This window comes from Corallococcus sp. AB032C (genome assembly GCF_003668935.1).
In the GTDB taxonomy this organism is placed as follows: domain Bacteria; phylum Myxococcota; class Myxococcia; order Myxococcales; family Myxococcaceae; genus Corallococcus; species Corallococcus exiguus.
Window position 1 is genome coordinate 83,810 of sequence record NZ_RAWP01000013.1, and the last position, 24,579, is coordinate 108,388.

The 24,579-nt window shown below is 68.0% G+C and carries 24 protein-coding genes; 10 read left to right on the top strand and 14 right to left on the bottom strand.

The window, feature by feature from the left end:
• The first annotated feature begins 204 nt into the window (after nt 1-204).
• The 9 genes from D7X99_RS08245 (at nt 205) to D7X99_RS08285 (ending at nt 11,533) form a co-directional block, all read left to right on the top strand.
• Entirely contained in the window at nt 205-1,509 is a 1,305-nt protein-coding gene (locus D7X99_RS08245; RefSeq protein WP_120579071.1) for a hypothetical protein, read from the top strand.
• 322 nt (nt 1,510-1,831) lie between these two features.
• Nucleotides 1,832-2,152, top strand: coding sequence for a hypothetical protein (locus tag D7X99_RS42250; RefSeq protein ID WP_120581367.1), 321 nt, complete (start codon nt 1,832-1,834; stop codon nt 2,150-2,152).
• 111 nt (nt 2,153-2,263) lie between these two features.
• Complete coding sequence (locus D7X99_RS08255) at nt 2,264-3,289, top strand: methyltransferase (RefSeq protein ID WP_121777282.1); 1,026 nt, start codon at nt 2,264-2,266, stop codon at nt 3,287-3,289.
• 22 nt (nt 3,290-3,311) lie between these two features.
• Nucleotides 3,312-3,905: a hypothetical protein gene (locus D7X99_RS08260; RefSeq protein WP_121777283.1), complete on the top strand. Its 594-nt coding sequence runs from the start codon at nt 3,312-3,314 to the stop codon at nt 3,903-3,905.
• Between the two features lie 88 nt (nt 3,906-3,993).
• Nucleotides 3,994-5,628, top strand: coding sequence for an LVIVD repeat-containing protein (locus D7X99_RS08265; protein WP_121777284.1), 1,635 nt, complete (start codon nt 3,994-3,996; stop codon nt 5,626-5,628).
• A gap of 59 nt (nt 5,629-5,687) precedes the next feature.
• Nucleotides 5,688-8,318, top strand: coding sequence for an MYXO-CTERM sorting domain-containing protein (locus D7X99_RS08270; RefSeq protein WP_147476074.1), 2,631 nt, complete (start codon nt 5,688-5,690; stop codon nt 8,316-8,318).
• Between the two features lie 61 nt (nt 8,319-8,379).
• On the top strand, nt 8,380-9,696 hold the full coding sequence (locus tag D7X99_RS08275) for a hypothetical protein (RefSeq protein WP_121777286.1): 1,317 nt from the start codon (nt 8,380-8,382) through the stop codon (nt 9,694-9,696).
• An 82-nt stretch (nt 9,697-9,778) separates the two neighbouring features.
• Nucleotides 9,779-10,657, top strand: coding sequence for a hypothetical protein (locus D7X99_RS08280; protein ID WP_147476075.1), 879 nt, complete (start codon nt 9,779-9,781; stop codon nt 10,655-10,657).
• Nucleotides 10,658-10,705: 48 nt separating this feature from the next.
• On the top strand, nt 10,706-11,533 hold the full coding sequence (locus D7X99_RS08285; protein WP_120596603.1) for a crotonase/enoyl-CoA hydratase family protein: 828 nt from the start codon (nt 10,706-10,708) through the stop codon (nt 11,531-11,533).
• 214 nt (nt 11,534-11,747) lie between these two features.
• On the opposite strand, the gene D7X99_RS08295 is transcribed toward D7X99_RS08285, so the two are convergent.
• Nucleotides 11,748-12,242, bottom strand: coding sequence for a hypothetical protein (locus D7X99_RS08295; RefSeq protein ID WP_121777288.1), 495 nt, complete (start codon nt 12,240-12,242; stop codon nt 11,748-11,750).
• A 696-nt stretch (nt 12,243-12,938) separates the two neighbouring features.
• Nucleotides 12,939-13,676: a class I SAM-dependent methyltransferase gene (locus tag D7X99_RS08300; RefSeq protein ID WP_121777289.1), complete on the bottom strand. Its 738-nt coding sequence runs from the start codon at nt 13,674-13,676 to the stop codon at nt 12,939-12,941.
• A 75-nt stretch (nt 13,677-13,751) separates the two neighbouring features.
• On the opposite strand from D7X99_RS08300, the gene D7X99_RS08305 reads away from it, so the two are divergent.
• Complete coding sequence (locus D7X99_RS08305; protein WP_121777290.1) at nt 13,752-14,777, top strand: methyltransferase; 1,026 nt, start codon at nt 13,752-13,754, stop codon at nt 14,775-14,777.
• A gap of 50 nt (nt 14,778-14,827) precedes the next feature.
• Here the strand turns inward: D7X99_RS08305 and D7X99_RS08310 are convergent, their stop codons facing one another.
• From D7X99_RS08310 to D7X99_RS08365, 12 genes are all read right to left on the bottom strand, one after another.
• Entirely contained in the window at nt 14,828-15,343 is a 516-nt protein-coding gene (locus D7X99_RS08310) for an OmpA family protein (protein ID WP_121777291.1), read from the bottom strand.
• 107 nt (nt 15,344-15,450) lie between these two features.
• Nucleotides 15,451-15,780: a helix-turn-helix transcriptional regulator gene (locus tag D7X99_RS08315; RefSeq protein WP_120565854.1), complete on the bottom strand. Its 330-nt coding sequence runs from the start codon at nt 15,778-15,780 to the stop codon at nt 15,451-15,453.
• A complete protein-coding gene (locus D7X99_RS08320) occupies nt 15,780-16,406 on the bottom strand; it encodes an SRPBCC family protein (RefSeq protein ID WP_121777292.1) in 627 nt (208 codons plus the stop codon). Before D7X99_RS08320 ends, D7X99_RS08315 begins: the two co-directional genes overlap by 1 nt.
• A gap of 75 nt (nt 16,407-16,481) precedes the next feature.
• Entirely contained in the window at nt 16,482-17,585 is a 1,104-nt protein-coding gene (locus D7X99_RS08325; protein WP_121777293.1) for a tetratricopeptide repeat protein, read from the bottom strand.
• Nucleotides 17,586-17,674: 89 nt separating this feature from the next.
• Entirely contained in the window at nt 17,675-18,253 is a 579-nt protein-coding gene (locus D7X99_RS08330; protein WP_158626955.1) for a fimbrial protein, read from the bottom strand.
• 25 nt (nt 18,254-18,278) lie between these two features.
• Nucleotides 18,279-18,632: a hypothetical protein gene (locus tag D7X99_RS08335; protein ID WP_121777295.1), complete on the bottom strand. Its 354-nt coding sequence runs from the start codon at nt 18,630-18,632 to the stop codon at nt 18,279-18,281.
• A 165-nt stretch (nt 18,633-18,797) separates the two neighbouring features.
• Nucleotides 18,798-19,289 carry a tenascin-X gene (locus tag D7X99_RS08340; RefSeq protein ID WP_121777296.1) on the bottom strand — a complete coding sequence of 164 codons (492 nt, stop codon included), beginning with the start codon at nt 19,287-19,289 and terminating at the stop codon, nt 18,798-18,800.
• 42 nt (nt 19,290-19,331) lie between these two features.
• A complete protein-coding gene (locus tag D7X99_RS08345) occupies nt 19,332-19,757 on the bottom strand; it encodes a MauE/DoxX family redox-associated membrane protein (RefSeq protein WP_121777297.1) in 426 nt (141 codons plus the stop codon).
• Nucleotides 19,758-19,855: 98 nt separating this feature from the next.
• Nucleotides 19,856-21,067 carry a proprotein convertase P-domain-containing protein gene (locus tag D7X99_RS08350; RefSeq protein WP_121777320.1) on the bottom strand — a complete coding sequence of 404 codons (1,212 nt, stop codon included), beginning with the start codon at nt 21,065-21,067 and terminating at the stop codon, nt 19,856-19,858.
• A 42-nt stretch (nt 21,068-21,109) separates the two neighbouring features.
• On the bottom strand, nt 21,110-22,609 hold the full coding sequence (locus D7X99_RS08355) for a methyl-accepting chemotaxis protein (RefSeq protein ID WP_121777298.1): 1,500 nt from the start codon (nt 22,607-22,609) through the stop codon (nt 21,110-21,112).
• Nucleotides 22,609-23,289: a RedB protein gene (locus D7X99_RS08360; RefSeq protein WP_121777299.1), complete on the bottom strand. Its 681-nt coding sequence runs from the start codon at nt 23,287-23,289 to the stop codon at nt 22,609-22,611. Before D7X99_RS08360 ends, D7X99_RS08355 begins: the two co-directional genes overlap by 1 nt.
• Nucleotides 23,290-23,460: 171 nt before the next feature.
• Entirely contained in the window at nt 23,461-24,564 is a 1,104-nt protein-coding gene (locus D7X99_RS08365; protein WP_121777300.1) for a class I SAM-dependent methyltransferase, read from the bottom strand.
• Between the last annotated feature and the right edge of the window lie 15 nt (nt 24,565-24,579).

A 24,579-nucleotide genomic window follows, 5' to 3' on the forward strand; every position in this document is an offset into this window, starting at 1 on the left:
TGCATTCCCATGCCTCGTATTGAGCACACTGGCTGCTCAGCGGTGCATCCTGGATTTGCAATGAAAAGACTGCCAACATCCAGGGCCGTGCAATGCACTGCCGGGACTCGATGGCGCATGAGGTGGCGACGGACCCAGAGCAATTGCAGCCAAGCAATGCGACAGAGCGGCGTTGCCGTCAGGATTGAAGGATAGGGGGAGTGTATGCCTGCAACCCATCACCTTGCCGTCGTGGCTGTTGACAAGCGGGGGGTCGCGCTCACGGTGCGCACCGTGACACTGACGTCGGGCCTGTCCGTGAGACGGGCCGTTGTTGCCGCAGACGGCGCGCGCTTCGCGCTGAGCGGACTGAACCCAGGGAAGCACGAGGTGTGCCTCTCCTTTTCAGACCGGCCGGACTTCGTCCTTCCTCTTACCTTCGTGAAAGAGGCGGACGGACCGGTGCCCACGTTCTCGCACCCTGCTCCCTTCTGCTGCCCGACCATTCGAAAGACTGTCGAATCCGCCAAAGGCACGGCGAAGACCGTCTTCACCTTGACCCTTACCCTGGCCAAGGTCCACTCCGAGGTCATCCTTGTCGCAGGGTGGGACTACAGTGGAGGTGCGAATAACGTCGCCTACTGCGAAAGCTACCGCGAGGATCTCTACGCGGGGACCACGCATAGGACGGGGACGAAGAAGACCATCCCCAAGCGAATTGACGATACCACCGTCGTCACTGTCTTTGACTTCAAGTCCGGAGAGCGGAGCCGGGCTGTGAAGAGCGCATCCGGATGGTTCGAAGTGGATCGCGTACTCCAGGGAAAGGTGAAGACGCATCTGGGAAAATTCAAAGTCGCGGCAAACGTGCAGAAGCGGCACGACGACGATTCCATCTCCATCAGGCACATCTACGACTACGTTAGCGAGCTTGGCACCAGGGCGCCGGGGGCGCTGCGGGAGTTCCACATCTTCTCGCACGCATGGGCAGGTGGGCCCCTCCTCGTCGAAACCTACGAGGACGCTGCGTACGAGACGGTCGTGCACCGGGACCCTCGTGACAAGGACCCCCGGTTCAAGGACTTCGCCCCTGTCAACATGCCTCGACTGAAGGACTTCAGGGCAGCCTTCGCTGCCGATGCCATCGTCAAGGTCTGGGGCTGCCTGGCGGTCGATGATTATCGCAACCTGGTTCGCGCATTGTCCCTGGTCAGGACTGACACTGAGAAGGTCACCGTTCCCGCTTTGGATGGGACCATGACTCCCATGGCGGCCGCGGATGCGAAGAAGTACCTTCGGAACGACATCCTGAAGTTCAACTACATGTCCAAATTGTCCGCTGCTCTTGGAGGCCGCGTGAAGGTCTATGGTGCGCCTCCCGGAATGGGAGCTAATCTCCGTGCCATTCCTGTCGGCAAGAAGGTCTTCAATTACATGTACGTGGATGGCGCTACATATAAGCGCGAATACGACTTCTTCAAGAAGACCATGAGATTGGTGATCGATGACACCGGGTATCTCCTTTTCTGATTCCGGCACGCGGATCAGGCGGGTTCAGGCGTGGCTGCGCGTGGGGATGGCCATGGTGCTGCTCCTGGCTGTCCCGGCCTGTCAGGAGCCGACCCGGGGTACCGGGGCGGTGGGACACGATGGCGGGGCGGGGGGCCGTATGGATGCCCCCGCCCTGCCCGCGAGAGAACGCTCCCCGACTGTGCTAGCGCAGCCGACGGCCGGTGATGGGCAAGGCGTCGCCTCGCATGGCATCAGCGCCGCAAAGCGGCTCAAGGCAGATGCGGCTCTTGTCGTATCGGTCCGGCTCATCGCCTGTCAGGGAGACAAGGTGTTCGCGCGAATGCCCGAACCGTTGCTGGAGCAACTCCGGCCCGCGCTCGCCCAGGCCGTGGTGACGGAGGACAAGGCCCTGACGACGCCGCCCTGGGAATCCGCCCTCCTGGAAATGCAGTTCCGGGACGGTCAGGTGGTATTCGGGCAACTGGTACGCGGGGACGTGCTGCGCATGAACGAGACACGGTGGTGCGAGGGGGAGGAAGCGCAGGGCGGCGAACTGCGGCTCGATGACGGCCCCTCCTTGTTCCCCTGGTTCAAGCAGCACCTGGGACCGGTTCAAGCAAAGGAGCACCAACTCCTGCGAGAGCCGCCTCCGTCTCCCTGAAACGGGCGCTCCAGGGCAGAGCGGGATGGATGTCTGCTTCACGGTTCCCCCCGCGCCCGGTTTGCTCCCACGGCTGCCCCCGCCTTCCACGAACGGATTTAGACTCCTGGCATGACAACCATGCCCAGCGAGAATCCGTCTCCCACGCAGCAGCTCTTCGCGGCAATCAATGGCCATTGGATCACCCAGGTCATCGGCACCGTGGCCCGCCTGGGGATCGCGGACCTGCTCGCGAGAGGAGCCCGCGACAGTGATTCGCTGGCGGCGGAGCTGGGCGTCCATCCGGGCGCCTTGTTCCGGCTGATGCGCGGCGGCATCACCGCCGGCCTCTTCACGGCCACCTCCGAGCGGACCTTTGCCCTGACGCCGATGGGTGAAGGGCTGCGCGCGGGCGTCCCTGGCTCGCTGCGGGCGGTGGCCATCATGCAGAGCGACAAGTCCCACTGGTTGCCCTGGGGGCTCCTCACCGAGGCGGTGCGCACCGGCAGGGCCCCGGTGCAGGCCGCGCTGGGCTGCGACATCTGGGAGCACTTCGCCCGGAATCCCGACGAGGCGGAGCACTTCGCCCAGGCCATGGGAAATCTGTCCGGCTTGGTGGGCAGCGAACTGACACACCACATCGACTTCGCCCCCTTCGCCCGGGTGGCGGACATTGGAGGCAGCCACGGAGATCTGCTCTCACAGGTGCTGCGCGCCCATCCCTCCTGCCGTGGCATCCTCTTCGACCTGCCCCAGGTCGCCGAGGGCGCGAAGGCGGTGCTGGAGTCCCGGGGCCTCGCCGGCCGGGTGGACGTGGTGACCGGGAGCTTCTTCGAGCCCGGCATCCCCGCGGCCGAAGCCTATCTGCTCAAACACATCCTCCATGACTGGGAGGATGACGCCTCCATCACCCTCCTGCGCCGCATCCACGAGGCAGCACCCTCCGGGGCACGGCTCTTCGTGCTGGAGATGGTGATTCCGGACAACCGGAATCCAGACCCCAGCCACTTGATGGACCTCAACATGCTGGTGCTCGCCGACGGGCGCGAGCGCACCCGGGACGAGTTCCAGGCGCTTTTCACCGCCACGTCCTGGAAGGTGGAGCGCATCCAGCCCACCCGGAGCGGGGCCAGCATCATCGAGACGGTGAAGGCCTGAGCGATTGGATTAGAGTCGTGGGATGACCTCACGACTCCTGCTCCTCCTCAGCGTCTGTCTTCCCTTCACGGCTTTGGCCAAGGAGCCCAAGCCGCGGCCCTATGACATCGTCATCGTCGGCGGAGGGAAGACCGAAGCCGAAGCCCAGGCCGCGCTCGACAAGCTGAAGCCCAAGGTGCTCTGGGTCCGCCTGTCGACCACCGGGTTCCCGGGCGTGTCGAAGTCAGATGAATATCCCGGCCTCAACAAGGGGCTGTACATCGCCGTCCTCGGCCTGTGCCCCAAGGGCGGCGACACGGACATCAAGAAGCTGATGAAGGCGGTGAAGGCACACGCGCCGGGTGCGTACTCCAAGAGCATCAAGGGCCAGTACGGCAACCCCTGCCCTCCCGATTCGGCCTTCCTGCCGCCTGACGCCGAGGAGAAGCCCCTCCTGGACCGCATCGCGAAGGAGCCGAACTCGGCGGACGCCTTCTACGCCTACGCCGCGCACCTCAAGGAGGAGGGCCGGCTGGGGGAGTCCCAGGTGATGGTCGATGAGGCATTGCGGCTGAACCCGAATCACGCCGAGGCGCGGTCCCTGACGGAAGTGCTGATGGTGCTGATGACGGATTGACGCCGGATTGTCTGTCCACTGAACGCTCGGGCCACGCAGGCAGGGAGCGAATCCCTCTCACCCGGCGCAAAGCTATACACTCCCTGGCATGGCCCTCGAGTCCCCTGCCCTGCGTGCAGTCATCCTCGGTTGTGCCCTGCTGTCGTCCTCCTGCTCCGACACATCCGGGCCCCCGCCGCCTCCTCCCGAGGAACCCTGGGACGGGACCTACACGCCCCTGGTCGACCCGTCGGACTGGGTCGACCGGGGCGAGTACGCCCCCTGCGCGTTCACACCGCCTCCGGGGACCGTCGTCGACTGCGACGACCCGTCCCTCTTCGACCTGTCGAAGTGTGACACCGCCTCGCTCGCCACCTTGGAGCCGCATGGCATCTACCAGGTGGACATGCGCCACGCCTCGGGCTTCGCGGACTTCGCCGGCATCCGGGTCCCCGAGGAGGGCGGCACCGCGACCATGAACTACCTCCCGATGATGCGGAGCGCTCCGGTCACGCGGCAGCAACTCCAGGGAGGCTTCCGCTTCTCCGCGCAGTACACCTTCCGGGACACCGTCCGGAACCTGGTCTTCGCGGGCTGCGGCATCACCGCGCCCGGGCTGGTGACGGGCTGCTTCGCCCGCTGCACCGATGGCAAGGTCGCCACCTCCGGCACCTTCGAAGCCGCGCGGATGACCTGGGCGCGGGGCGAGGCTGAATCCTCGGGAGGGCTGCGACTCCTCTCCGAGACCCATGTCCAGGCGGTGCGCCCGGTGGATGTGTATGTCCACCGGGGCCACGCCTACGTCGTCTCCATTGACGACCCGCTCACGCAGGCCCCGGGAGGGCTCGCGGTGATTGACGTCCGGGACCCGAGCCATCCCGTCATCACGAAGCGGATCACCCTCCCGGGAGACTCGTACTGGAATGCGGCCTGGGCCAAGGACGACGCGCTCTACATCGCCAGCAAGAGCTCGGGCGTCATCGTCTTCGACATCACCCACCCCGAGGACCCGACCTTCGTGCGCAGCGTGCCCGGCCGCGGCCCCATCGATGTCCACACGATGTTCGTGGACGGCAACCGGCTGTACGCCGTGTCGCCAGGTCCCGCGCCCACCGGCGAGACGCTGGTCTTCGACATCTCCACGCCGCTTCAACCCGTCCTGCTCAATCGCTTCACCGCCGCCGACACGGAGTCCGCGTTTCCCTCGGCGCATGACTCCTTCGCCTACCAGGACCGGCTCTACGTCAACCACTTCAGCGCGGGCTACGTCGTCTTCGACGTGAAGGACCCGATGAGCCCGCTGGAGCTGGGCCACTACACGTTCGAGACCGACAACAGCTTCTCGACGAGTCACGCGAGCGCGGTGGGCACCTTCGCGGGGAAGACCGTCGCATTCGAGGGAGGCGAGTACCAGGGCGCCCACCTGCGCGTGCTGGACGTCACGGACCCCACGAACATCCAGCTCATGGGGCGCTACAAGCTGCGGCCGCAGACCTCCATCCACAACATGATCCTCAGGGGCACGCGGCTCTACATCGCCTGGTACCAGGAAGGACTGCGCGTGCTGGACGTCTCCGTTCCCCCACAGCCGCGCGAAATCGCCCATTTCAATACGTTCCGTGAGTCCGACATTCACCGGCGCGATGACCTGCTCGAAGGAGCCATTGGCATCCGCGTTCCCGGAGACGGCCACGTGTACGTCGTGGACACATCACGGGGACTGCTCATCTTCAACGAGCCCTGAGATGGCGCGCTGGGGGGCGAATTGGGAATGATGCCGGCCTCTTCCGGGGGATGGTGTCGATGCGTGCCGTGCTGGTGATGTGGCTGTGGGCTTCGGTGGTGGGGGCGACGGAGCTGTCCAACGAGTTCTCGCTGGAGTCGCCCCGGTACGGGCGGTTGCTGGCCAACGTCCGGGCGCCACGCGCCGCGACCGGTGGCGGCGTCACGCTGCTTGTGTGGGGCGACGAGCGGCGCGGGGAGAACAGCACCTTCGATGGCACCGGCCCGGAAATCCATGCCGCGCGCATCGACGCGGAAGGCAACGTGCTGGACCCGGCCGGCATCCCCCTGTGCACCGCGCCCTACGGACAGGAAGCGCCCGCGGTGACATGGGACGGCAAGCAGTTCCTCGTCGTGTGGCAGGACTACCGGGACAACCGCAACTACGCCATCTACGGCGCGAGGGTGAGCCCCGACGGCACCGTCACCACTCCGCCTGATGGCTTCCGCATCTCCGCCCCCATCCCAGAAATCGACGGTGAGTGGGAGGAGGCACCGATTGTGGCCTCGTCCGGAGGGGTGAGCCTGGTGGTGTGGCAGCGCGGGACCCGCAGCGTCTACGACCACGACATCCTCGGGGCCCGCATCCGCGACGACGGCACCGTGCTGGATCCCACCCCGCGGGTGTTCGTCTCGGCGTCCGGCAATCAGGCGAACCCCACCGTCGCGGGCGGTCCGGATGGGTTCCTCGTGGCATGGGGGGATGGCCGCCACCAGGTGGGCGAGACCAGCGAGTGGGACCTCTATGCCACGCGGGTGGCGCTCTCCGGCGAGGTGCTGGACGCCGCGGGCATCCCGGTGAGCGTCGTCGCCTCGAGCTACCAGGGCAGTCCCCGGGCCCTCTTCGACGGGACGAACTACCAGGTGGTGTGGAGCGACGGCCGAGACCCCTCCAACTACGGCGACTTCTATGGGGGACGGGTGAGCCTGGCGGGTGCGCCGCTGGACGGCACCGGGGTGCGCATCACGCCCGCCAGCTACGACTACAAGCAGGGCCCGGCCATCGCCTTCGACGGGACGCAGACCTGGGTCACCTGGCGCGCCGCGACCGGCTCCTTCGACGAGCGCTTCTACGGGGTGCGCTTCGGCAAGGACGGCGTGGTGAAGGACACCGCGCGGGTGCCCCTCTTCACCCACTCGGGGCAGAAGGCGCTGCATGATCTCTTCTTCGACGGCACGCGGCTGCGCGCGGTGTGGACCGAGTACGTCGGCTCGTTCGGCCTCAAGTCCGGACGCTTCGAGACGAACGGCACCGTGGTGGATGGAGAGGGCCGCTATCTGGCCTGGGGCGCCAACTTCCAGGACGTGCCGAGCGTGGCCTCCTCGGGAGGCACCGGGCTCGTGGCGTGGAGGGATCAGCTGGGCGAGGAGGCCGCGAGCACCGCCAGCATCCGGATCCAGCCGCTGAACGCCGACGGGCAGCCCATGGGCGACGTGCGGGTCCTCCCCTCCCCGACGTACGTGGTCAGTCCGAAGGTGAGCGCTGGCGACGGCGTGTACCTGGTGGCCTGGGGCGAGGGGGGCTCCAGCTATGACGTCAAGGCCCAGCGGGTGCGGGCGGACGGAACGCTCATTGATGCGCAGCCCCTCGCGCTCGCCACGGACACCAATACCGGCCCCGCCTCCGTCGCCAGCGCCGGGAACACCTTCTTCGTCGTCTGGGAGACGGCGAGCCGCCGCATCACCGGGGTGATGGTTCGCGAGGACGGCTCGGTGTCGAGCCCCATCCCGCTTCCCCGGCCTGCCTCCACCGCCCAGACGCAGCTCCAGCCGAAGGTGGCCTTCAATGGCACCCACTTCCTGGTCGTGTGGACGAACTACAACGGCGATTACGACATCCATGCCGCCCGGGTGAGCCCCACCGGGCAACTGGTGGACGCGACACCGCGGATCATCTCCGCCGCGAGTTCCACCCAGTACGAGCCGGACGTCGCCGCGCATGGCGACTTCCTGGTCACCTGGTCGGACTACCGCAACGGAGGGGGCTGGACGGAGATCCGCGCCGCGCGCGTGGCGAATGACGGCACGCTGAAGGACCCGGAAGGAAAGCGCGTCGTCGCGGGCAATTCGCTGAAGCGCTTCGCGCAGCCGATGTTCGACGGCTCCGGCTTCACCGTCCTCTGGCAGCAGGGGTCGGATGCATTCATGGGTCTCAAGCTGGCGCGCGTGTCGCTGGATGGGACGGTGTTGACGCCCGCGCCGCTGGAGGTGTGGCGCGCTCAGGACAACACGAACGCGGCGGGCATCTCCCTGCTCGCGCCCCACAAGGCGGTCATCGTCTACCAGCGATTCGACTCGGCTCCCGGCCTGTACGTGACCCGCGTGCACGGGCGGGTGCTGAGCATCACGCCGGAGGACAACAAGCTGGACGCCGGCAGCGGCGACGCGGGCCTGGACAGCGGCGTGGATGCCGGCACCGACGGTGGCGGCGGCGACACGGATGGTGGCAGCGACGCGGGCACGGACGCGGGTATGGATGCAGGCATTGACGGCGGCACGCGGCCGGACGCGGGCATGACGGTCGATGCGGGCACGGGCTCCCCGGAGGAGCCCGAGGACTCGGGCTGCGGGTGCTCGTCCACGGGCGCGCCTCTCTGGGGCTTCCTGCCCCTGGCCCTGTTGCTGCGCCGCCGCCGCTCGCGGACGGCGTAGGGAGGCTGCCGGAGCGGCGTGGTTGCGCGATGCGGCCCGGCGGGTGTCTGCTGCCGGGCCCATGTCACGCAACACGCAGTGGAAGGTGGCCGGCTTCGGTGTGTCGGCCCTGGTGCTCGTCGCCGCGCTGGTCCTCGCCAACGGCTCGCCTGAGGTTCATGAAACGCTGTCTTCGGCGCGGAGCGACCGGGATGAGTACGTCCAGTTGGCCCTGGCGGCCCTCCGCGCGGCGGACCCCACGGGCGAGCTGAAGTACGACCCGGAGCAATTCCTCATCCAACGCTTCGCCCCGGACGGCGGTCTGGGGATGTCCCTCTTCCTCGCGAACTTCTACCGCGAGTACCAAGCCACCCCGCCCGAGCGGCGCGGCGAGGTGCTCGCCCGGTTGGGGCGGGCAGGCGTGCTCCCGGAGGCCGCGGCCACCTACGAACAGGCGCGTCCCCTGCTGATGCTCGTGGTGCGCGCCCGCGACACCTTCGAGGCAGTCTCCCAGCAGGCCGGTGCGTCCTCGCCGGTGTCCTGGCGGCCGGTGGGCGAGGTGCTGGCGGAGGCGATCGTCCAGGACACTCCGGACGCCATGCGCTACGTGCCCACGGAGGAGCTGGCGCGCTGGGGCGTTTCCTACGAGCAGGCCCGCGCGGATGCGATGGCCAACCTGCGACGGATGGAGGCCGTGCCGCTCCGGCACCTGACCCTGGGCGTCTGCGCCATCTTCACGAACGACAGCTACGGTGCCTCACGGCTGCTGCTGGACGACTTGGTGCGCGGCTGCGAGGTGAAGGGCGATCCGGTGGTGGTCGTCCCCAACCGGGACACGGTGCTCATCACCGGCGCCGACGACGCCACGGGCCTGCTCACGTTGGCGGAGGCCGCGCTGGAGGGCGTCCAGGCGCCGCGCCCAGTGGACGGGAGCGCGCTGCGCCTCACCGCCGACGGATGGAAGCCCTTCCTCCCCGGACCCAAGAGCCCGGCGCGGAGCATCCTGGAGAACCTCGCGTTCACCAGCAAGGTGCGCGGCTACCAGGACCAGACCGACAGGCTCCGGAAACAACAGGAGCAGGAGCACAGCGATGTCTTCGTCGCCAGCCTCCTCCCGGAGAAGGACGCCCGGGGTCGCTACTTCGGTCAGACCGTCTGGTCCAACGAAGGCGAGTCGCTGCTCCCGCGAGCGGACGTCATCCTCTTCGTGGACGCGACGCTGGGCCCGGACGCGCCCCCGGTGGCCGCGGTCCGCTGGGACCTCGTGGTGCGCGACGCCGGAACGCTGCTGATGCCCGAGCTGGGCGTGTACCCGGAGCGCTACCGCGTAACGGGCTTTCCCTCCAAGGAACAGCTCCAGCGCTGGAAGGCGGATCCCACGGCCATGGACGTGCCCTGACGCCGATGGCGCTATGCTCGCGCGGCCCCCAACCCGGAGATGGCCCCTGGCGCTCGTTCCCCTCTACAAGCCGCAGGATCTGGTGAAGAAGGCCTCGACACAGGCCGTCTTCCCGTCCCTCACGGTGCCGGCGCCGCCGTCCCAGCAGCGCTCGCTCGTCGGGTTGAAGCGCCTGATGCACGAGCGCAACCTGGACCCGCACGGGCTGGAGGCCACGGTCTACGACACGCAGGGCTGCGTGCTCAGCGGGGCGCTGCACGAGGCCGTCGACCTGTCGGAGAACACGAACCCCATCACCGAGCCGGGCACCGGCGTCATGTTCAACGGGGACCACAACCTGCTGGCCCTGGTGGTGGGCGGCCCGGTGGTGGCGCAGTCCTTCGACGTCTATTACCTGCACTGGGGCTTCGACAGCACCCACTGCGTGCGGCTGGGCTCGCACGCGAACTACTTCGTCACCGCCGCCCTCCAGGGGTGCTCCATCTTCGTCACCGGAGACCCCGCCTCGCCGACGGTGTACCACCTGAACGCGAACTCGGCGGGAGCGAACGCCCCCAACGACGCGGCGAGGTATCAGGCGAAGGTGCAGGTCATGGAGGCTCGCTTCAACGCAGCCCGGAGGACCCTGGGCGGCAGCCAGCAGTCGTCGGCCTCCGCGTCGATGCATGACTACATGCCCGGCATGCTGAGCACGGCGGGCACGGCCCAGCTCGAATACGAGCGCGGCGTGAGCGGCGCCTCCTGGTACGACGTGGGCACGCATGGCTTCCGGTCGTTCTGGAAGGTGGACCAGGACGAGCTGATGCAGTTCGGCACCGTGTTCGGGGTGCGGGAGTCGGGGCGCTGGTCCTTCTACTTCCAGAAGCGCAGCCGCCATGAGTACCGCTACAAGACCTGGATGTCCGGCCGCGCCCGCCATGCCGAATGGAGCGCGGAGTGCCACCGGTTCTGGCCCGCCTGAGCGGCATCTGCTCAAGTGCCGTCCGCTCACTTCGCTGGGAGGGAACGGATGGACGGCACGTACAAGTCACTGCGCATCGAGAAGGCCGACGGCATCGCCGAGCTGGTGCTCACCGGCCCGGGCAAGGGCAACGCCATGGGCCCCGACTTCTGGCGGGAGATGCCCGAGGCGCTCCGAGCGCTGGACGCCGACGACGACGTGCGCGTGCTGCTGGTGCGCGGTGAGGGGCAGAACTTCACCTACGGCCTGGACCTGATGGGGATGATGGAGTCCCTGGGGCCGCTGCTCACCGGCGAGAGCAACCTGGCGCTGGAGCGCAGCCGGCTGCTCAAGCTGATTGGGGAGATGCAGCAGGCCACGGAGGGAATGGCCCGGTGTAGGAAGCCCGTCATCGCCGCGGTGCATGGCTGGTGCATTGGCGGGGGCATGGACCTCATCGCCGCGTGTGACTTCCGGTACTGCTCGCAGGAGGCGAAGTTCTCCCTGCGCGAGGTGAAGGTCGGCATCGTCGCGGACCTGGGCGCGCTGCAGCGGTTGCCGCGCATCATTGGCGAAGGGAACACGCGGGAGCTGGCCTACACCGGCGGCGACGTGGACGCGGCGCGCGCGCTGCGCATGGGCCTGGTCAACGAGGTCTTCCCCTCCCCCGAGGCCCTGCTCACGGAGGCGCGGGCGACGGCGAGGCGCATCGCGGACAATCCGCCGCTCGTCGTTCAGGGCGCCAAGCAGGTGATGGAGTACTGCGCGGACAAGTCCATCGCGGACGGGCTGCGTTACGTGGCGGTGTGGAACTCGGCGTTCCTCCAGTCACTGGATTTGACGGAGGCCTTCTCCGCCTTCGCCGAGCGCCGTCCGCCCAAGTTCCAGGGGCGCTGAGGAAAAGGGCATTCCAGGACCACGAGCGCGAGGCACTGCGCACGTGGTGAGCGCGGGCGTGAAGAAGCTCGCGCCCCTTCCGCGCGGGCGAACTCAAGAAGAAGGACGGCGGCAGTGTCTGGGAGAAGGTCCTGGATGCCGACCGTGGCATCTACTTCTCACCCAGCCGCGGTCATTCGACTGGTGGTCGGAACACCGGTTCTTCATCAAGGTGCTAGCGCGCCTGTGGAGCACTTGTCTCCCATCCGGCCATCCGCCGGATGCGTTGAATGTCTTTTAGGTTTTCCTTCCGCACAGGGTGCGCTTTGCGCAGGAAGAGCAGGTGTCTCTCTGCTTCATCCAGCTTCCGCCGCGCCCTCTCGGACTGGCTGGGAAACTGCTTGACGGTCAATGCGAACAAGCACGCAATGTGTGCTCGCCTTCCTGGATTGTCGTAGCCCATTTTTTCAGTGCGACGCAACGCGCGACTGAATTCAGCCCAGGTGCACTCGCGCCCGTAAGCGCCCAGTAGAATGTCTTCAGCCGTCCTTCGCTTGATGACAAGCTGCTCCTTCGGCGTCTTCGCCTTGCGCAGCCATGCTCGCTGGTGTTCCAGAAATGTGCGTTCGAACTCCGAGAAGGTCGCCTTTGACAAAGAGAGGTGAAGCCTACCGCTCTCCAGTGCACCAATGGGCTCGCGTTCTGTCTTCTGCGGCTGGCGGTTCTTCATCCTCCTGGACACCTTTTCCCGTTGGCAGAGCTGGGCCAAAAACCTCTGCGCGTGCAGTATTCGTAACAGGCTTTACATTGCGTCTCGTTGTGGACGCGGCCGGGCGTTGTTCCGCCTCCTTTGTCTACACACTTGTTGTAGTGCGGCTCGCATATTTCTGATCGCCAGCGTTCTCTCTCTGCTGGTGTTGGTAACTCTTCTGCCCTGGCGGGGCCCGTAGCCCCCGGCGGCGGGAGGAGAATGGGCGGTTGAGGCGGTCTTACAGGCGCTTCAGCTCCGCAACTTTCAGGGCTGTACGGATGTCTCTTGAGGCAACAGGAAATAGTAGAGTCGGTCTGGTTGCACTCAGCTTGCGCCAAGGCAAACGTCGTCCGGCCTGTTCTATGAGAATTGGCGGAGGTACAACCAAAGGAAAGCAATAGTGCTGCGACCGCCAGGTGCGAGGTGAAGTGCGCTCGGGCTGGTCTAGCTGCGATTAGGTCCCACATAACTGCTTCACCATCCGGACGGAGCGCATGTCGCCTTTTCTGGTTCCACGGAGAATCATAGAATGAAGAGAGTTCTAGTTGCGCCCCCATGACGCAAGGGCGGGGAAACGGCTCAGGCCGGAGTGGGTTCCGGTGAGCGTCAAGGTAGTTGTCGCGTGAAAGGGTTCAGCCGAGGCGTGAATCAGGCGCCCCAAGGATAGGGGAAAGCTCACCGCTCGCAGCGCAGTGCGACCGCGTGCGGGTTGTCCAGGTAGTCCTGCCAGAACTCCTGGCCATACTTGGCAATGCCCTCGGGGGAGCATTCCGGGCGCATCCAGGTAAGGTGGTGGAAGCCCGCCTCGCGCAGCGCGCTTTCGTATGTGTCCCGGCTCCAGTGGGAGAAGTGGATGGTGAAGGGCGTCTTCGTGTGCAGCTGCGCGGAGATGCCCTGCCCTTCCCTGGGCGATTCCGGGAAGTCCAACATCGTGATGCCATAGCGCGTGCTGTTGGGCCCCTTCGCGCTGAACCCGGGGTTGAAGGTGTAGGTGACGAAGCGGCCCCCGGGCTTCAGGTGCGCGTGGATGTTCCGGCACATGCGCAGCAGGTGTTCGGGCGAGTTCGCGTAGTGCAGGAGATAGACGGCCGTCACGCAATCAAAGACACCCAGCGGCGCCATGTCGGCCACGTCCGATACGTGGTACTCGATTCCCAGGGGCTGGGCCGCTTCGTGCTGCCGGGCTGCGCGAATCATCTCCTCCGAGATGTCCACGCCGGCCACCCGCTGCGCTCCCCGCGCCTGGAACTGCCGCGTGTACAGCCCGTCACCACAGGCCAGGTCCAGGACGGACTGCCCCTTCACGGAGCCGAGCGCTTTGAAGAACGTGTGGCCTTCGATGTACTCCGAACGCACCGGGAGGACATCCCAGTCCGCCACCTTCACGCCAATGTCATCGTATTGCGCCGACATTCCGCACGACCTTTCCTGGCATCCGCCTTCCACGGAAAGAGCCTACTCCGGGGATCCCGGCGTTAGACTCGCGCCATGGAAAACATGCCTGGCGAGAGTCCGTCCCCCACGCAGCAGCTCCACCTGGCCATCACCAGCTACTGGCGCACCCAGGTCATTGGCACCGTGGCCCGCCTGGGAATCGCGGACCTGCTCGAGGAAGGGGCCCGCGACAGTGATTCGCTGGCGACCCAGCTGGGCGTCCACCCAGACGCCTTGTTCCGGCTGATGCGCGCCGGCCTCGCCACGGGCATCTTCGTGGCCTTCGCCGAGCGGACCTTCGCCCTGACGCCGATGGGCGAGGGGCTGTGCTCGAACGTCCCGGGCTCCCTGAGGGAATTGGCCATCATCCAGGCCAGCCCGTCCCATTGGCTGCCCTGGGGGCGCCTCCCCGAGGCGATTCGCACCGGGAGCTCTCCCATCCAGGCCGCGCTGGGCTCCGACATCTGGGCCCACTTCGCCAAGAACCCCGACGAGGCGGAGCACTTCGCCCGGTCCATGGGGGACTGGTCCGAGATGGTCGCCAGCCAGGTGGCCCGGCACGTCGACTTCTCCCCCTTCGCCCGCGTGGCGGACATTGGAGGCAGCCACGGAGACCTCCTGGCGCAGGTGCTGCGCGCCCATCCCTCCTGCCGGGGCATCCTCTTCGAACTGCCCCAGGTCGCCGAAAGCGCGAAGCCCGTCCTGGAGTCCCGGGGCATCGCCAGCCGGGTGGACGTGGTGACCGGGAACTTCTTCGAGCCCGGCATGCCGGCAGCCGAGGCCTACCTGCTCAAGCACATCCTCCACGACTGGGAGGATGACGCCTGCTCCACCCTCCTGCGCCGGCTCCATGAGGCCGCCCCCGCAGCGGCCCGGCTCTTCGTGGTGGAGATGGTGATTCCGGACAACCGGACGCCCGACATCACCCACCTGATGGACCTCAACATGCTGGTGGTCGCCAATGGGCGCGAGCGCACCTACAACGAGTTCCAGGCACTGCTCAGCGCGACCGGCTGGAAGGTCCAGCGCCTCATCCCCACCCAGAGCGGGACCAGCATCCTCGAGGTGGTGAAGGCCTGAGTGAGGGGGCGGCGCCACGACCGCCGCCCTCTGTCACACCGTGAGAGGGATTACAGCCGGACCTGGAGCTCGTAGCGGCGGTTCTGCGCCTTCTTCGCCTCGGTGTTGTCCGGCTTCACCAGCATGCGCTCGGAGCCACGGCCTACCGCGGTGATTTCGCCGCGGGGGATGCCTCGCGCGACGAGCTCCTTGACGATGGCCTCCGCGCGCTGCTCGCTGAGCGTCTTGTTCTTCGCGGCGTCACCCGTCGAGTCGGTGTGGCCGGAGACCTCGAACTTGTAGCTTTTGACGCCGGCGGCGACGAGCTGCTTCTTCGCGTCCACGAGGGCGTTGGTGAGCTTCTTGAGCTTCGCGTCGCAGCCGGGGGCCAGCTCGGCGGTGCCCGTCTTGAAGCTGCACTGGTTCTTGCGGCCCTCGTCCGTGAGCTTCGTGTTGACGCGCTTCTCCACGGTGGACTTGCCGGCGTCACCCGCGGCCTTCTTGAGCGAATCCAGCGCGCCTTGCGCGGTGGCCACGCCCGGGACGGCCAGCAGCGATACGGCGATGCAGAGCGCCTTGAGCTTCATCCTTGGGACTCCTTGGGCTCCAGGGGGAAGGGAGCCGGAGCCAGACGCTGCCGAGGGCAGCGCGCCGCGTCCAGTGACACGGCGTGGGCCGTGGAAGCGCCTGCCGCCTACTCGCCCCGCTTTTTCTTTCCCCGCGCGACTTCTGTAGCCAGGGCGTCCAGCTTCGGCGTCCAGAACGCACGGAAGCGGTCCAACCAGGCGTCCACCTCCGCCAGCGGCGCGGCGTCCACGGCATACAGACGCCGGGCGCCATCCACCCGCACCGTCGCGAAGCCGTTGTCCCGCAGGACCTTCAGGTGCTGCGAGACCGCGGACTGCGTGATGCCGAACTCACGCTGGATCACTTCCACGACCTCGCCCGAAGCGTGCTCGCCTTCCGCGAGCAGCTCCAGGATGCGGCGGCGGACCGGATCGCCGAGGACGTCGAAGGCGTGCATCAGCCCCCTGTATAGAACGCGGCCGTGCGCTCGGCCATCCCTCGGGCCACGTCCGGCGCCTCTCCGCCCGCCACGTGGGCGTCGGCCCAGGCCTGGGCGCTCGCGCGCATGAAGGTCTTCGCCTCGTCGGAAGTCCCCCAGGACGCGGCGGCCTCCGCGGCCACGTCCTTGCCCGTCTCCAGGTACATGCCCAGGCCCAGGAAGCTCAAATCCCAGCCCACGCCCGTGGCGCCTGGACCGAACTGGCTCCAGAACTGCTCCACGTCCGCCGAGTGCACGATGTGCTCGAGCGTCAGCCGCGTGCCCTTCCCTTCCGACGCCAGGCGGAGGGTCACCCAGCTCATGCCGCCGTTCATCTCCCAGGTCAGATCGAACGCCGAGGGCTTGTCACACCGGGTGATGGTGCCTCCCGCGTTCCCCTTGATCTGATAGCGGCCGCCCTTCTGCAGCTGCCCCTCGACGGGCGCGAACCAACGCGGGATGCGCTCGGCGTTGGTGACCGCGTCCCACAGGTCCTCGATGTTCGTGGGGTACACGCGCTGCGCGACGACCACATGGGCCGGCTTGCCTTCGTAGTCACGTTCAACGCAGGTGCGGAACTGGGCGCCAATCAGGGTGTGAAGCATGTGTGGACCTCCTCCGTTCACGGAGTCACTACAGTCCACACTCATATTAGTCAAATCTAATATGACTCCAGGGCTTCAGTCGCGCTCCAGCAGGACGAACTCAAGGATGTAGGCGCGCAGCCGCTGGCGCACGTCATCGCTCATCGTCAACGTCGCTTGCGGATGGACGCGCGAGGCGAGTTCGAAGAGCACGAGCATGTCGACCATGCCGGCCTCGGCGATGTGCTCCAGGCGCTCCAGGCCCTTGTCTGGAATCGCCGCGTCCGCGTCCTTCTGTTCCTTCGCGACCTCGTAGCCCGTGAGCGCGGCGCTCAGGCACTCGAGTTCCTCGGTGGAGGTGAATTGGGTGTCACTGTCGCTGCCCGTCATCTCCTTGCGATGCGAGGGTTCTCCCAGCCACAGCGCCTTGCACGCCGCGAACGCGAGCCACGCGGTGCCGTAGTGACCGTCGTACATCGCCGCCACGCCGGACTCCGTGCGCTCGGCCATGCCGCGCGGCACCACCACGTCTGGAGTGATGACGAGCCCGAACCCGGGATACTTCTTGAGCAGCGTGCGCAGCGTGGGCAGGCGAGGGTTGAGCACCAGTGCGGAGGCGAAGGCCTCGCGGGCCTCGGCACGCCGCCCCAGCCGCGACAACGCGTGCCCCATGAAGAAGTGCCCGCGATAGTCGTCGGGGTTGAGCTCGGCGGCCTTGCGGTAGTAGCCGAGCGCCTCCTCTGGCCTGGCGGCGAAGAGCGCCGCGTCGCCTCGGAAGATCCAGGCGTTCGCGCACGTCGGACAGGCCTCGGTGGCGCGCGCGTAGAACTTCGCGGCTTCGTCGAAGCGGTTGTCCTTGAAGTGCGGCTCGGCCTCCGCGAGCAGGCGCTCTGACTCGGGGGTCTCGTGTGGCGGCGCGAGGGTGGCCGAGCCCCCTTCCCTCACGACTCGCGCATAGGGCAGCGGAGGTATCCGCTGGGGCCAGAGCGTGTCAGCCCATCCGTCCGGCGGGGAGTCCTTTTCGCCCAGTTCGTACTTCACGGGCGAAGCCTCCATGCGTTGGAGGATCTCCTGCAGCGAAAGCAGGCCCTTCTTCTCCGCGGGTGCCGCCTGCACGGGCGCGGCGGCGCGAGGGGTGGCGGGCGTCGTGGCACAGCCGAAGGTGAGCGGCAGCAGCAGGAAGAAGAAGGTGCGATGCATGGTCCGCCTTTCTGGGCGTGAGCATCGTACGCGTGCTCCCTCGCTCCGCGTCACCCGCCCCACATGCCTTCATCATGGTTCGCGCATGATCAGTCCTTCGTGTCGTCCACGAGCTGCACGGGGACACCGGGCTCCGCTGCCTCTCCGTCCACGTCCTGGAGGTCCAGCGGTCCGGTGGAGAGGACCCAGACATCCAGGGTCGCGTCTTCGTCCGTGTTGCCCACGCACGCCAGGGTGATGTCGCATGCGGGGCATGTGCCAGAGACGCCGAGCCGGGCCCTCAATGACGGATGAAGCGCCTCCACGTCGATGGGGCGCAAGTAGGTGAACCGGTAGGCATCCGCACCGATGGACACCGCTCCATCGGGGACCTCGCTCCGCTCCTGGTCGCGAACCTCCATCGGTCCTCGGCCCGCGAAGTATGCGTAGCGGTTGTCCCGCTCGGGCGCGAAGCCCACCTTCGCGAAGACCGGCTCGTAGGTCTTCGTGTCCTGGAAGTGGCGCCGCTGGAGCGTGTACCAGGCTTTCAGGTTCGACTTGCACTCCGCCGCGCGGGCACGCTGGCCGAAGCGCACGAAGTTGCGGACCGTGTTGACCGCCACCACACCCAAGCACGAACAGGCCATCAGGCCGAGGACGATGAAGACCCACTTCCGGCGGGAACTCATCCCTGTCACCTGATGACTCACGGCCTCACTCCTCGCCCGCGAAGGTGGAGACCACCCGCTCGATGACGTCGCGTCCGGCCTCGTCCGTCGCATCGGCGGTGGCCCATATCAGCCAGTCTCCGTTGACCGTCACGGCACCGTGCTTCCCTTCGGGGACCTGTTTCCTCAGCCGCGCATCCGCTGTGGTTGCTTCGCCGTAGCTATCGAACAGGTAGACCGAGGCTCGGGCCGAGCACGACGTCCAGGTCTGGCCGAACCCCGCGAGGGCTCCGAGTTCCCGGGCACTGGGGACCGGCTCGGCCGGCAGGACCGCGTCGCTGCCGGTGCCATGACGCAACAGCGCCTCACCACGCTTGAGGGACGGGGCATCCGGAGTCATGGGGCTCCTTCGCGGCAGGTGATCCTCGCCGGTTTCGTCCGCGCGCGGTGACGGACCGCTTGCACATGCGCAGAGCAGCAGTGGGAAGAGCAACGCGAGGCGTGATCGCATGGGCACATGCGATAGCACCTCCCCGCGCCGCACCGCCAATGCATTGCCCCCGAGCTACGGATCCTGCGGCACCTGCGGGCAGTTCGGCCCCGTGCAGATGGGGCCGCAGTCCAAGCACCAGCCCATCTCGTGGGCCTCGCAGAGGTAATCCCCGCACGTCAGGCTGCCGCAGTCCGACAGGCAGCTGGCCACCGTCTCGCTTCCGTTGCACAGACCATCACCGCAATACGTAGCGGGGCCGCAGTCCCACGGGCAGGTGGCGTTGGTCTCACCGTTGTTGCACCAGCCGTCGCCACAGTAGGGCAGCGGCGTGCAGTCCTCGACGCAGGTGTTGATGGACTCACCGTTGGCGGTGTCACAGAAGCCGTCACCGCAGATGAAGGCACACGGCAGACAGTTCCACGGGCCCACGCCCCCACAGGGACATTCTGAGCCGAGCTCGGACTCGCTCTGCGCCAGCGACGTGGAATCCACGTCCACGCTGCCGCACGCGGCAAGCAATCCCAACGACACCGACGCGAACACCATCAACAGACGTGCTTTCACGAAAGGCTCCCGGGTGGAGGGACTCTCAGTGATAGCACAGCCCTATTCCGCGCCGCGGGTCCGCCGCCACGCATCCACGGAGAGGTGGTCGTATTGCACGGTGGCGAGGAGGACGACGTAGAAGCCCAGGTAGGTCATCTGGATGCTCGCCGCGTTCCAGTTCTGCGCGGAGCAGGCGCCTCCAATGAGCAACATCATCAGCAGCGTCCCCGCCACGAGCACCCGCCGCACCTCCACGCCCACGAGCAGCAGCAGTCCCACCACCGCCTCCGCCACCGGGATGGCCAGGCTCACCGCGTACACCCACGCGGGCGGCAGCGGGCTCTTGTCGAAGGAGTCGCGCATGCCCGCCGCGAACGCCGTGAGCTGCGGCAGACGGAAGAGGCCGTGGAGCGCGATGTTCATCCCCAGGCCCACCCGGGCCAGGGCGTGCGCGAGGCGTGCGTTGTCTACAGGCTGCGAGGGCATCGGGAAGCCTCCAGTGGCTTCCCGTGTCCCTCTGAACGCCCGCGAGGACAAGGCTCGCGGGCGTCAAATCATTCTTCGATGGACTCGAAGGATGCGCGTCAGTCCCAGCGGCTGGTGAGCTTCAGCTTCCACTCGCGCAGCTTGCCGTTGCCCACGCCCGACGGGTTGACGATGTGCAGCTTCCACAGGCCGTTGATGGTGCCGTCGCGGGGGATGCCGCGCGTCACCGGGATGCGCTTGGGCGGCGTGCCCTCGTTGGGGCCGTCCCACAGGAGCGCCGTCTCACCGCCCGGATCCTCCAGCGTGAGCACCAGCTTGGACGGGTTGTTGTGCGCCAGGTCCAGCTCCACCGTGATGTCCTCCGGCACCGTCGCCAGGCCCACCACCGCCTGCGTCGCCGTCAGCGGCGTCGTGTTGCCCTGCAGCGTCAGGTCCGCGTACGCCGTGAACTCGCCCGACATCCACGCCGGCCGGCACCAGCCCTCCGTCGCGCCCGAGTCCAGGCCGTGGCACGCCAGCCCCTCCTGACACGGCACGAAGCGTGAGCACGACTCGTGGTCGCCCGGGATGGCCAGCGTCGTCACACAGCGGCCGTAGAGGCTGGAGGCGTCATACGGCTTGCCCTCGCAGTGGAGGTTCGTCCCGCACGTCCCCGCGCCCGTGCACGCGTCGCCTTCCTCGCCCAGCTGCGTGGCCGCCTTGAGGTTCTGCAGCGCCACCGTGTTCACGGCCGGCAGCCGGCCCAGCTTCAGGATGTCGTAGAAGGGCCGCGCCGCCACCATCGCGTTCGCCGCCGCCGCGGGCACGTTGTACGTGGACTGCAGCGCCGTCAGCGACTGCGTGTTCACCACCGCCAGCGCCCGGCGCGCCTCCGACACGTTGAACGACACGCCCTGGAACGTGCCCACCCAGCCATCCACCGGCAGCTCCACCCGGCCCGTGCCCCGGGCGTACGCCTCCAACGCCGCCAGCGCCGCGGGCCCCACCTGGGGCAGCGCGTCCACCTGCTCGACGGAGACGAAGCGCTTGTCATCCGCCGTGTGCGGGATGCCGTCCGGCCCGAAGCGGTAGTTGATGATGCTCTGCGCCGCCAGCGCGTTGAGCGGCACCTGCGTGTCCAGCACGTTGAAGGTCAGGGCGTACTCGTTGAGGAACATCACCACCCCGATGCCCGCGGGCGTGCCCGTGGCCAGCTCCTGCGTCTGCACCGCCAGCGCTTCGGCCGGCGTGTCCGACACCGCGGCAGCGCCGCAGCTCAGGAGGAGGGGAACCGAGGAAAACGACAGAAAACGACGGAGTCTGGAGTTCATGGCGTCCATGTACTCCAAGAAAGGCCGCGTGTCGGTGACCGTTCAGGTTCTCTCTTGATACAGGGCGATGACGCCGTGGACCTGGTCGGTGACCTGCTGGAGGCGATCCGCCGCCGCGTGGGTGGCCTCCACGCGGGCCACCGAGGCCTGCATCAGCGCCGTCAGGTCCGACACGGCGGTGAAGATCTGGGACACGCCCGCCGACTGCTGGCTCACCGACGCCGAAATCTGGCGGACGGCGTCCGCGTTGCCCTTCACCAGCCCGGACAGCATGGCCAGGCGTTCGCCGGAGGCGCGGATGGTCTCGATGCCCCGGCCCATGCGCTCGCCGCCCTGGCGGGTGAGGTCCACCACCCCATGGATTCGGGAGCGCGTGTCATCCAGCACCGCGCGCACCTGCTGCGTGGCCGTCACGGACTGGGACGCCAGACCCCGCATCTCCCGCGCCACCACCGCGAAGCCCCGTCCCACCTCCCCGGCCCTCGCCGCCTCGATGGCCGCGTTGATGGCGAGCACGTTGGACTGGTCCGCCAGGTCCTGCACCGTCCGGGTGATGCCGGCGATGCGCTCCGTGTACGCCGCGAGCCCCTGGATGCGCTCGGAGAGGTCCGCCGTCTGCGCGCGCAGGTCCGCCAGCCCCTCCACGCTCCGGCCGATGGCCTCCTCCACCGCCGCGCCCACGTCCCCGGCCTGCTGCGTGGCCCCCAGCACCCGGGCCGCCTGCTCCGAGGCCACGAGCGACGTCTGGCGGATCTCCTCCGCCGTCACCCGCGTCTCCTCCAGCGCGCGAGCCTGACGGGCGAGCTCCTGGCGCTGCTCGCCGGTGGACTCCGTCAGCGTCCGCACGGAGTCGCGCAGCGCGTCCGCGGAGCCCATCAGCGGCCGGACGACCTGCTCCTCCACCGCGGTGCGGGACAGCTCCAGCTGCGCCTCGCGCCGCGCGGACTCCCGGAGGTCGCGCTGGCCCTGCACGCAGGAGGCGATGAGGAAGATGTCCTCGAACGCCACCCACGCGGTGTGCTCCATCCACCGCCAGGACTCGCGGGCGTGCATGCCGAAGATGGATTCCGGCCAGAGCAGGCCGCGCAGGAAGTGGTCCGCCGCCACCACGCCGCTGAAGGTGAGCAGCACCTTCCAGTCCCGGTAGATGGAGAGCAGCGCCAGCGAGCCGAAGATGTGGAAGTGCGTCTCGATGCGGCCGCCCATCAGGTGGATGAGCAGCCCGGACATCAGCGCCTGCCCCACCGCGATGACATGCCGCGTGGACGCTCGGCCGGGCCGCGTGAGCGCGAGCGCCACCGGCAGGCCGCCCAGGAGCAGGCCCAGCCCCACCGCGGCCACCACGTGGGAGTGGACCGTGCTCTGCAATCCCTCCCAGGCCCGGGGCGACAGGTACACCGCCGCCGCGATGCCGCCCAGCCACTGCAACGCCATCAGGACCACGAAGGTCCGGTCCGTCCGCCGGCCCAATGACAGACACTGCGCATCAAACAGCTGGCGCGCTCGCTCGGACACGACTGCTTCAGACAGCTGGATTCTCATCACGTGTCATCACCCGCGGGCGCGAGGGGTGCTTCGAGGGCACAGCCAAAGACAGGCGCGGTGACGGGGCCGGAGGCCTCCGAGTCCAGGAGCTCCCGGAGGGCCCTTCCGCCCGCGCTGTCACCTTCGTGGCCCCGCGTGGGGGTGATGCCGCCGGCGAAGCGCTCCACGCCGTCCGGAGAAAAAAGGACCAGCTGTCCCGAGGTGCGCGCGCCCAGCTCGCGCGCCACCTGCCCGTCCACGTCCGCCATCACCTCCGCCCCAGGCAGGGCCACGGCGCGCGCCCACAGCTCCGAGCGCTCGAAGCCCGGCGGGGCTTCACGCGGCGCCCAGACGAACACGTGCGTGGAGAGCCGCGCGCCGTGCCGGTCCAGCAGCTTCGCCAGCTCCGACAGCGTCGCGCGGGAACACGGGCACCGCGGGTGGAGGAAGACGAGCAACGTCCACGCGCCCGGCGCCCGCGTGAAGCGCTCCGGCAACCGGACAGGGGGCGTGGCCGCGAGCCCCGCGGCATTCGCGTGCGACCACACGAGCCCCAGCCCCAGCGCGCTCGCCACGAGCCAGCCGCCCACCAACCACGGCAGCGCCCAGCGCCGGAGCGCACTGTGCTTCAGACCCTCCTCAAGGGACGCCCGGGCCGGGGCATCCGCGGGGCCATGCGAGACAACGGGGGCGGCCATGCACGGTCATGCTGAAGAGTTCCCGTGACAATGGCAACGCGGATTCAAGCAGGCAGGGTCATCCATTCCCCAGCCCGGGAATCACGACAAACCCAGTCGTCAGCCTCTTCCGGGAGAGACGCCGGCCTTCCTTGCGGGCAAGCCCGGACTTCCAACCCTGAATTCTTGTTATCACCGTTCCCAGAGCCGGATTTCGGTCCCCGCGCGGCGCACGAGCAGCGGGCTCGCGGCGCCGTCCACGGGCTCGATGCGGCCCGGAAGTGTCGCGGACTGGACGCACCTCCAACCACGCGCGGCGAGCGCGGCGTGCACCTGGGCGCCGAAGCCTCCGCCATAGGACGTGAGCAGGTGGGACGCGCGCAGCCGGTTCAGCAGGTCGCGGCCAGCGTCCTCGGACAGGTAGTAGAGCACCTCCGCGAGCAGCACCAGGTCCGCCTCCAGCGCCACGTCCTCCGCGCTGGCCTCCACGATGCGCACGCGCGCGTGGCTGCCCAACCGCTCGCGCAGGCGCGTGACGAAGCGGGGCTCGGACTCCACGGCGCGGACGTTCGCCTCCGGGAAGAGCGTCAGCAGGTGCTCGGTCATGAGCCCCTCGCAGGCGCCCACGTCCACCACGCGCCGGGGCGCGCCCGCGTCGCGCAGCGTCCCGAGCACCTTCGCGGTGAGGGCGAAGCGCTCCCCCTCGTAGGTGGATTGGGCGAAGCCCCAGGGGTCCGCGAGCTCGGAGAAGATCTCCGGCTTCGTGAGGGACAGGGCGCGCACCACGTCCGCGGCCCGCACCTCCGCGAAGGCCTCGATGCCGGGCCCGTCACGCACGGGATCCGTGCAGGCGCCCGCGCGGGCTCCGTCCGGACGCTCCCGGTAGAGCGCGTTGAGCAGGCCCAGCTTCCGCTGGAAGGACGCGTCGTCCAGCACCGTGCAGGCGGTGGGCCTGGCACCCGTGGCGGAGACCCACAGTCGCTCGAAGACGCGGCTGACGAGCAGCGCCACCTCGCGGTGCAGCGGGGCGTCCTCCTGCGGGCTGTGCGTGAAGACGCGGACCTCGCCCCGGGAGCGCTGCTCGCGGCACCACGGCCCCACCTCCGACGGGGACAGCAGGAGGTGCGTGCTCCTCGCGCCCAGGGCCCGGCCCACGGCCTCCAGCTCCCGGCCCGCGCTCCCGTCCTCCGTCACCACCGCGACGTCCGCCCCCGGCGCCACCGTGCTGAACAACCGGACCACATCCTCCGGGTGTGCCACGACGATGAGCGCCGGGGCCTGCTCGTTCTCAGCCATGTTCCGCGCTCCACA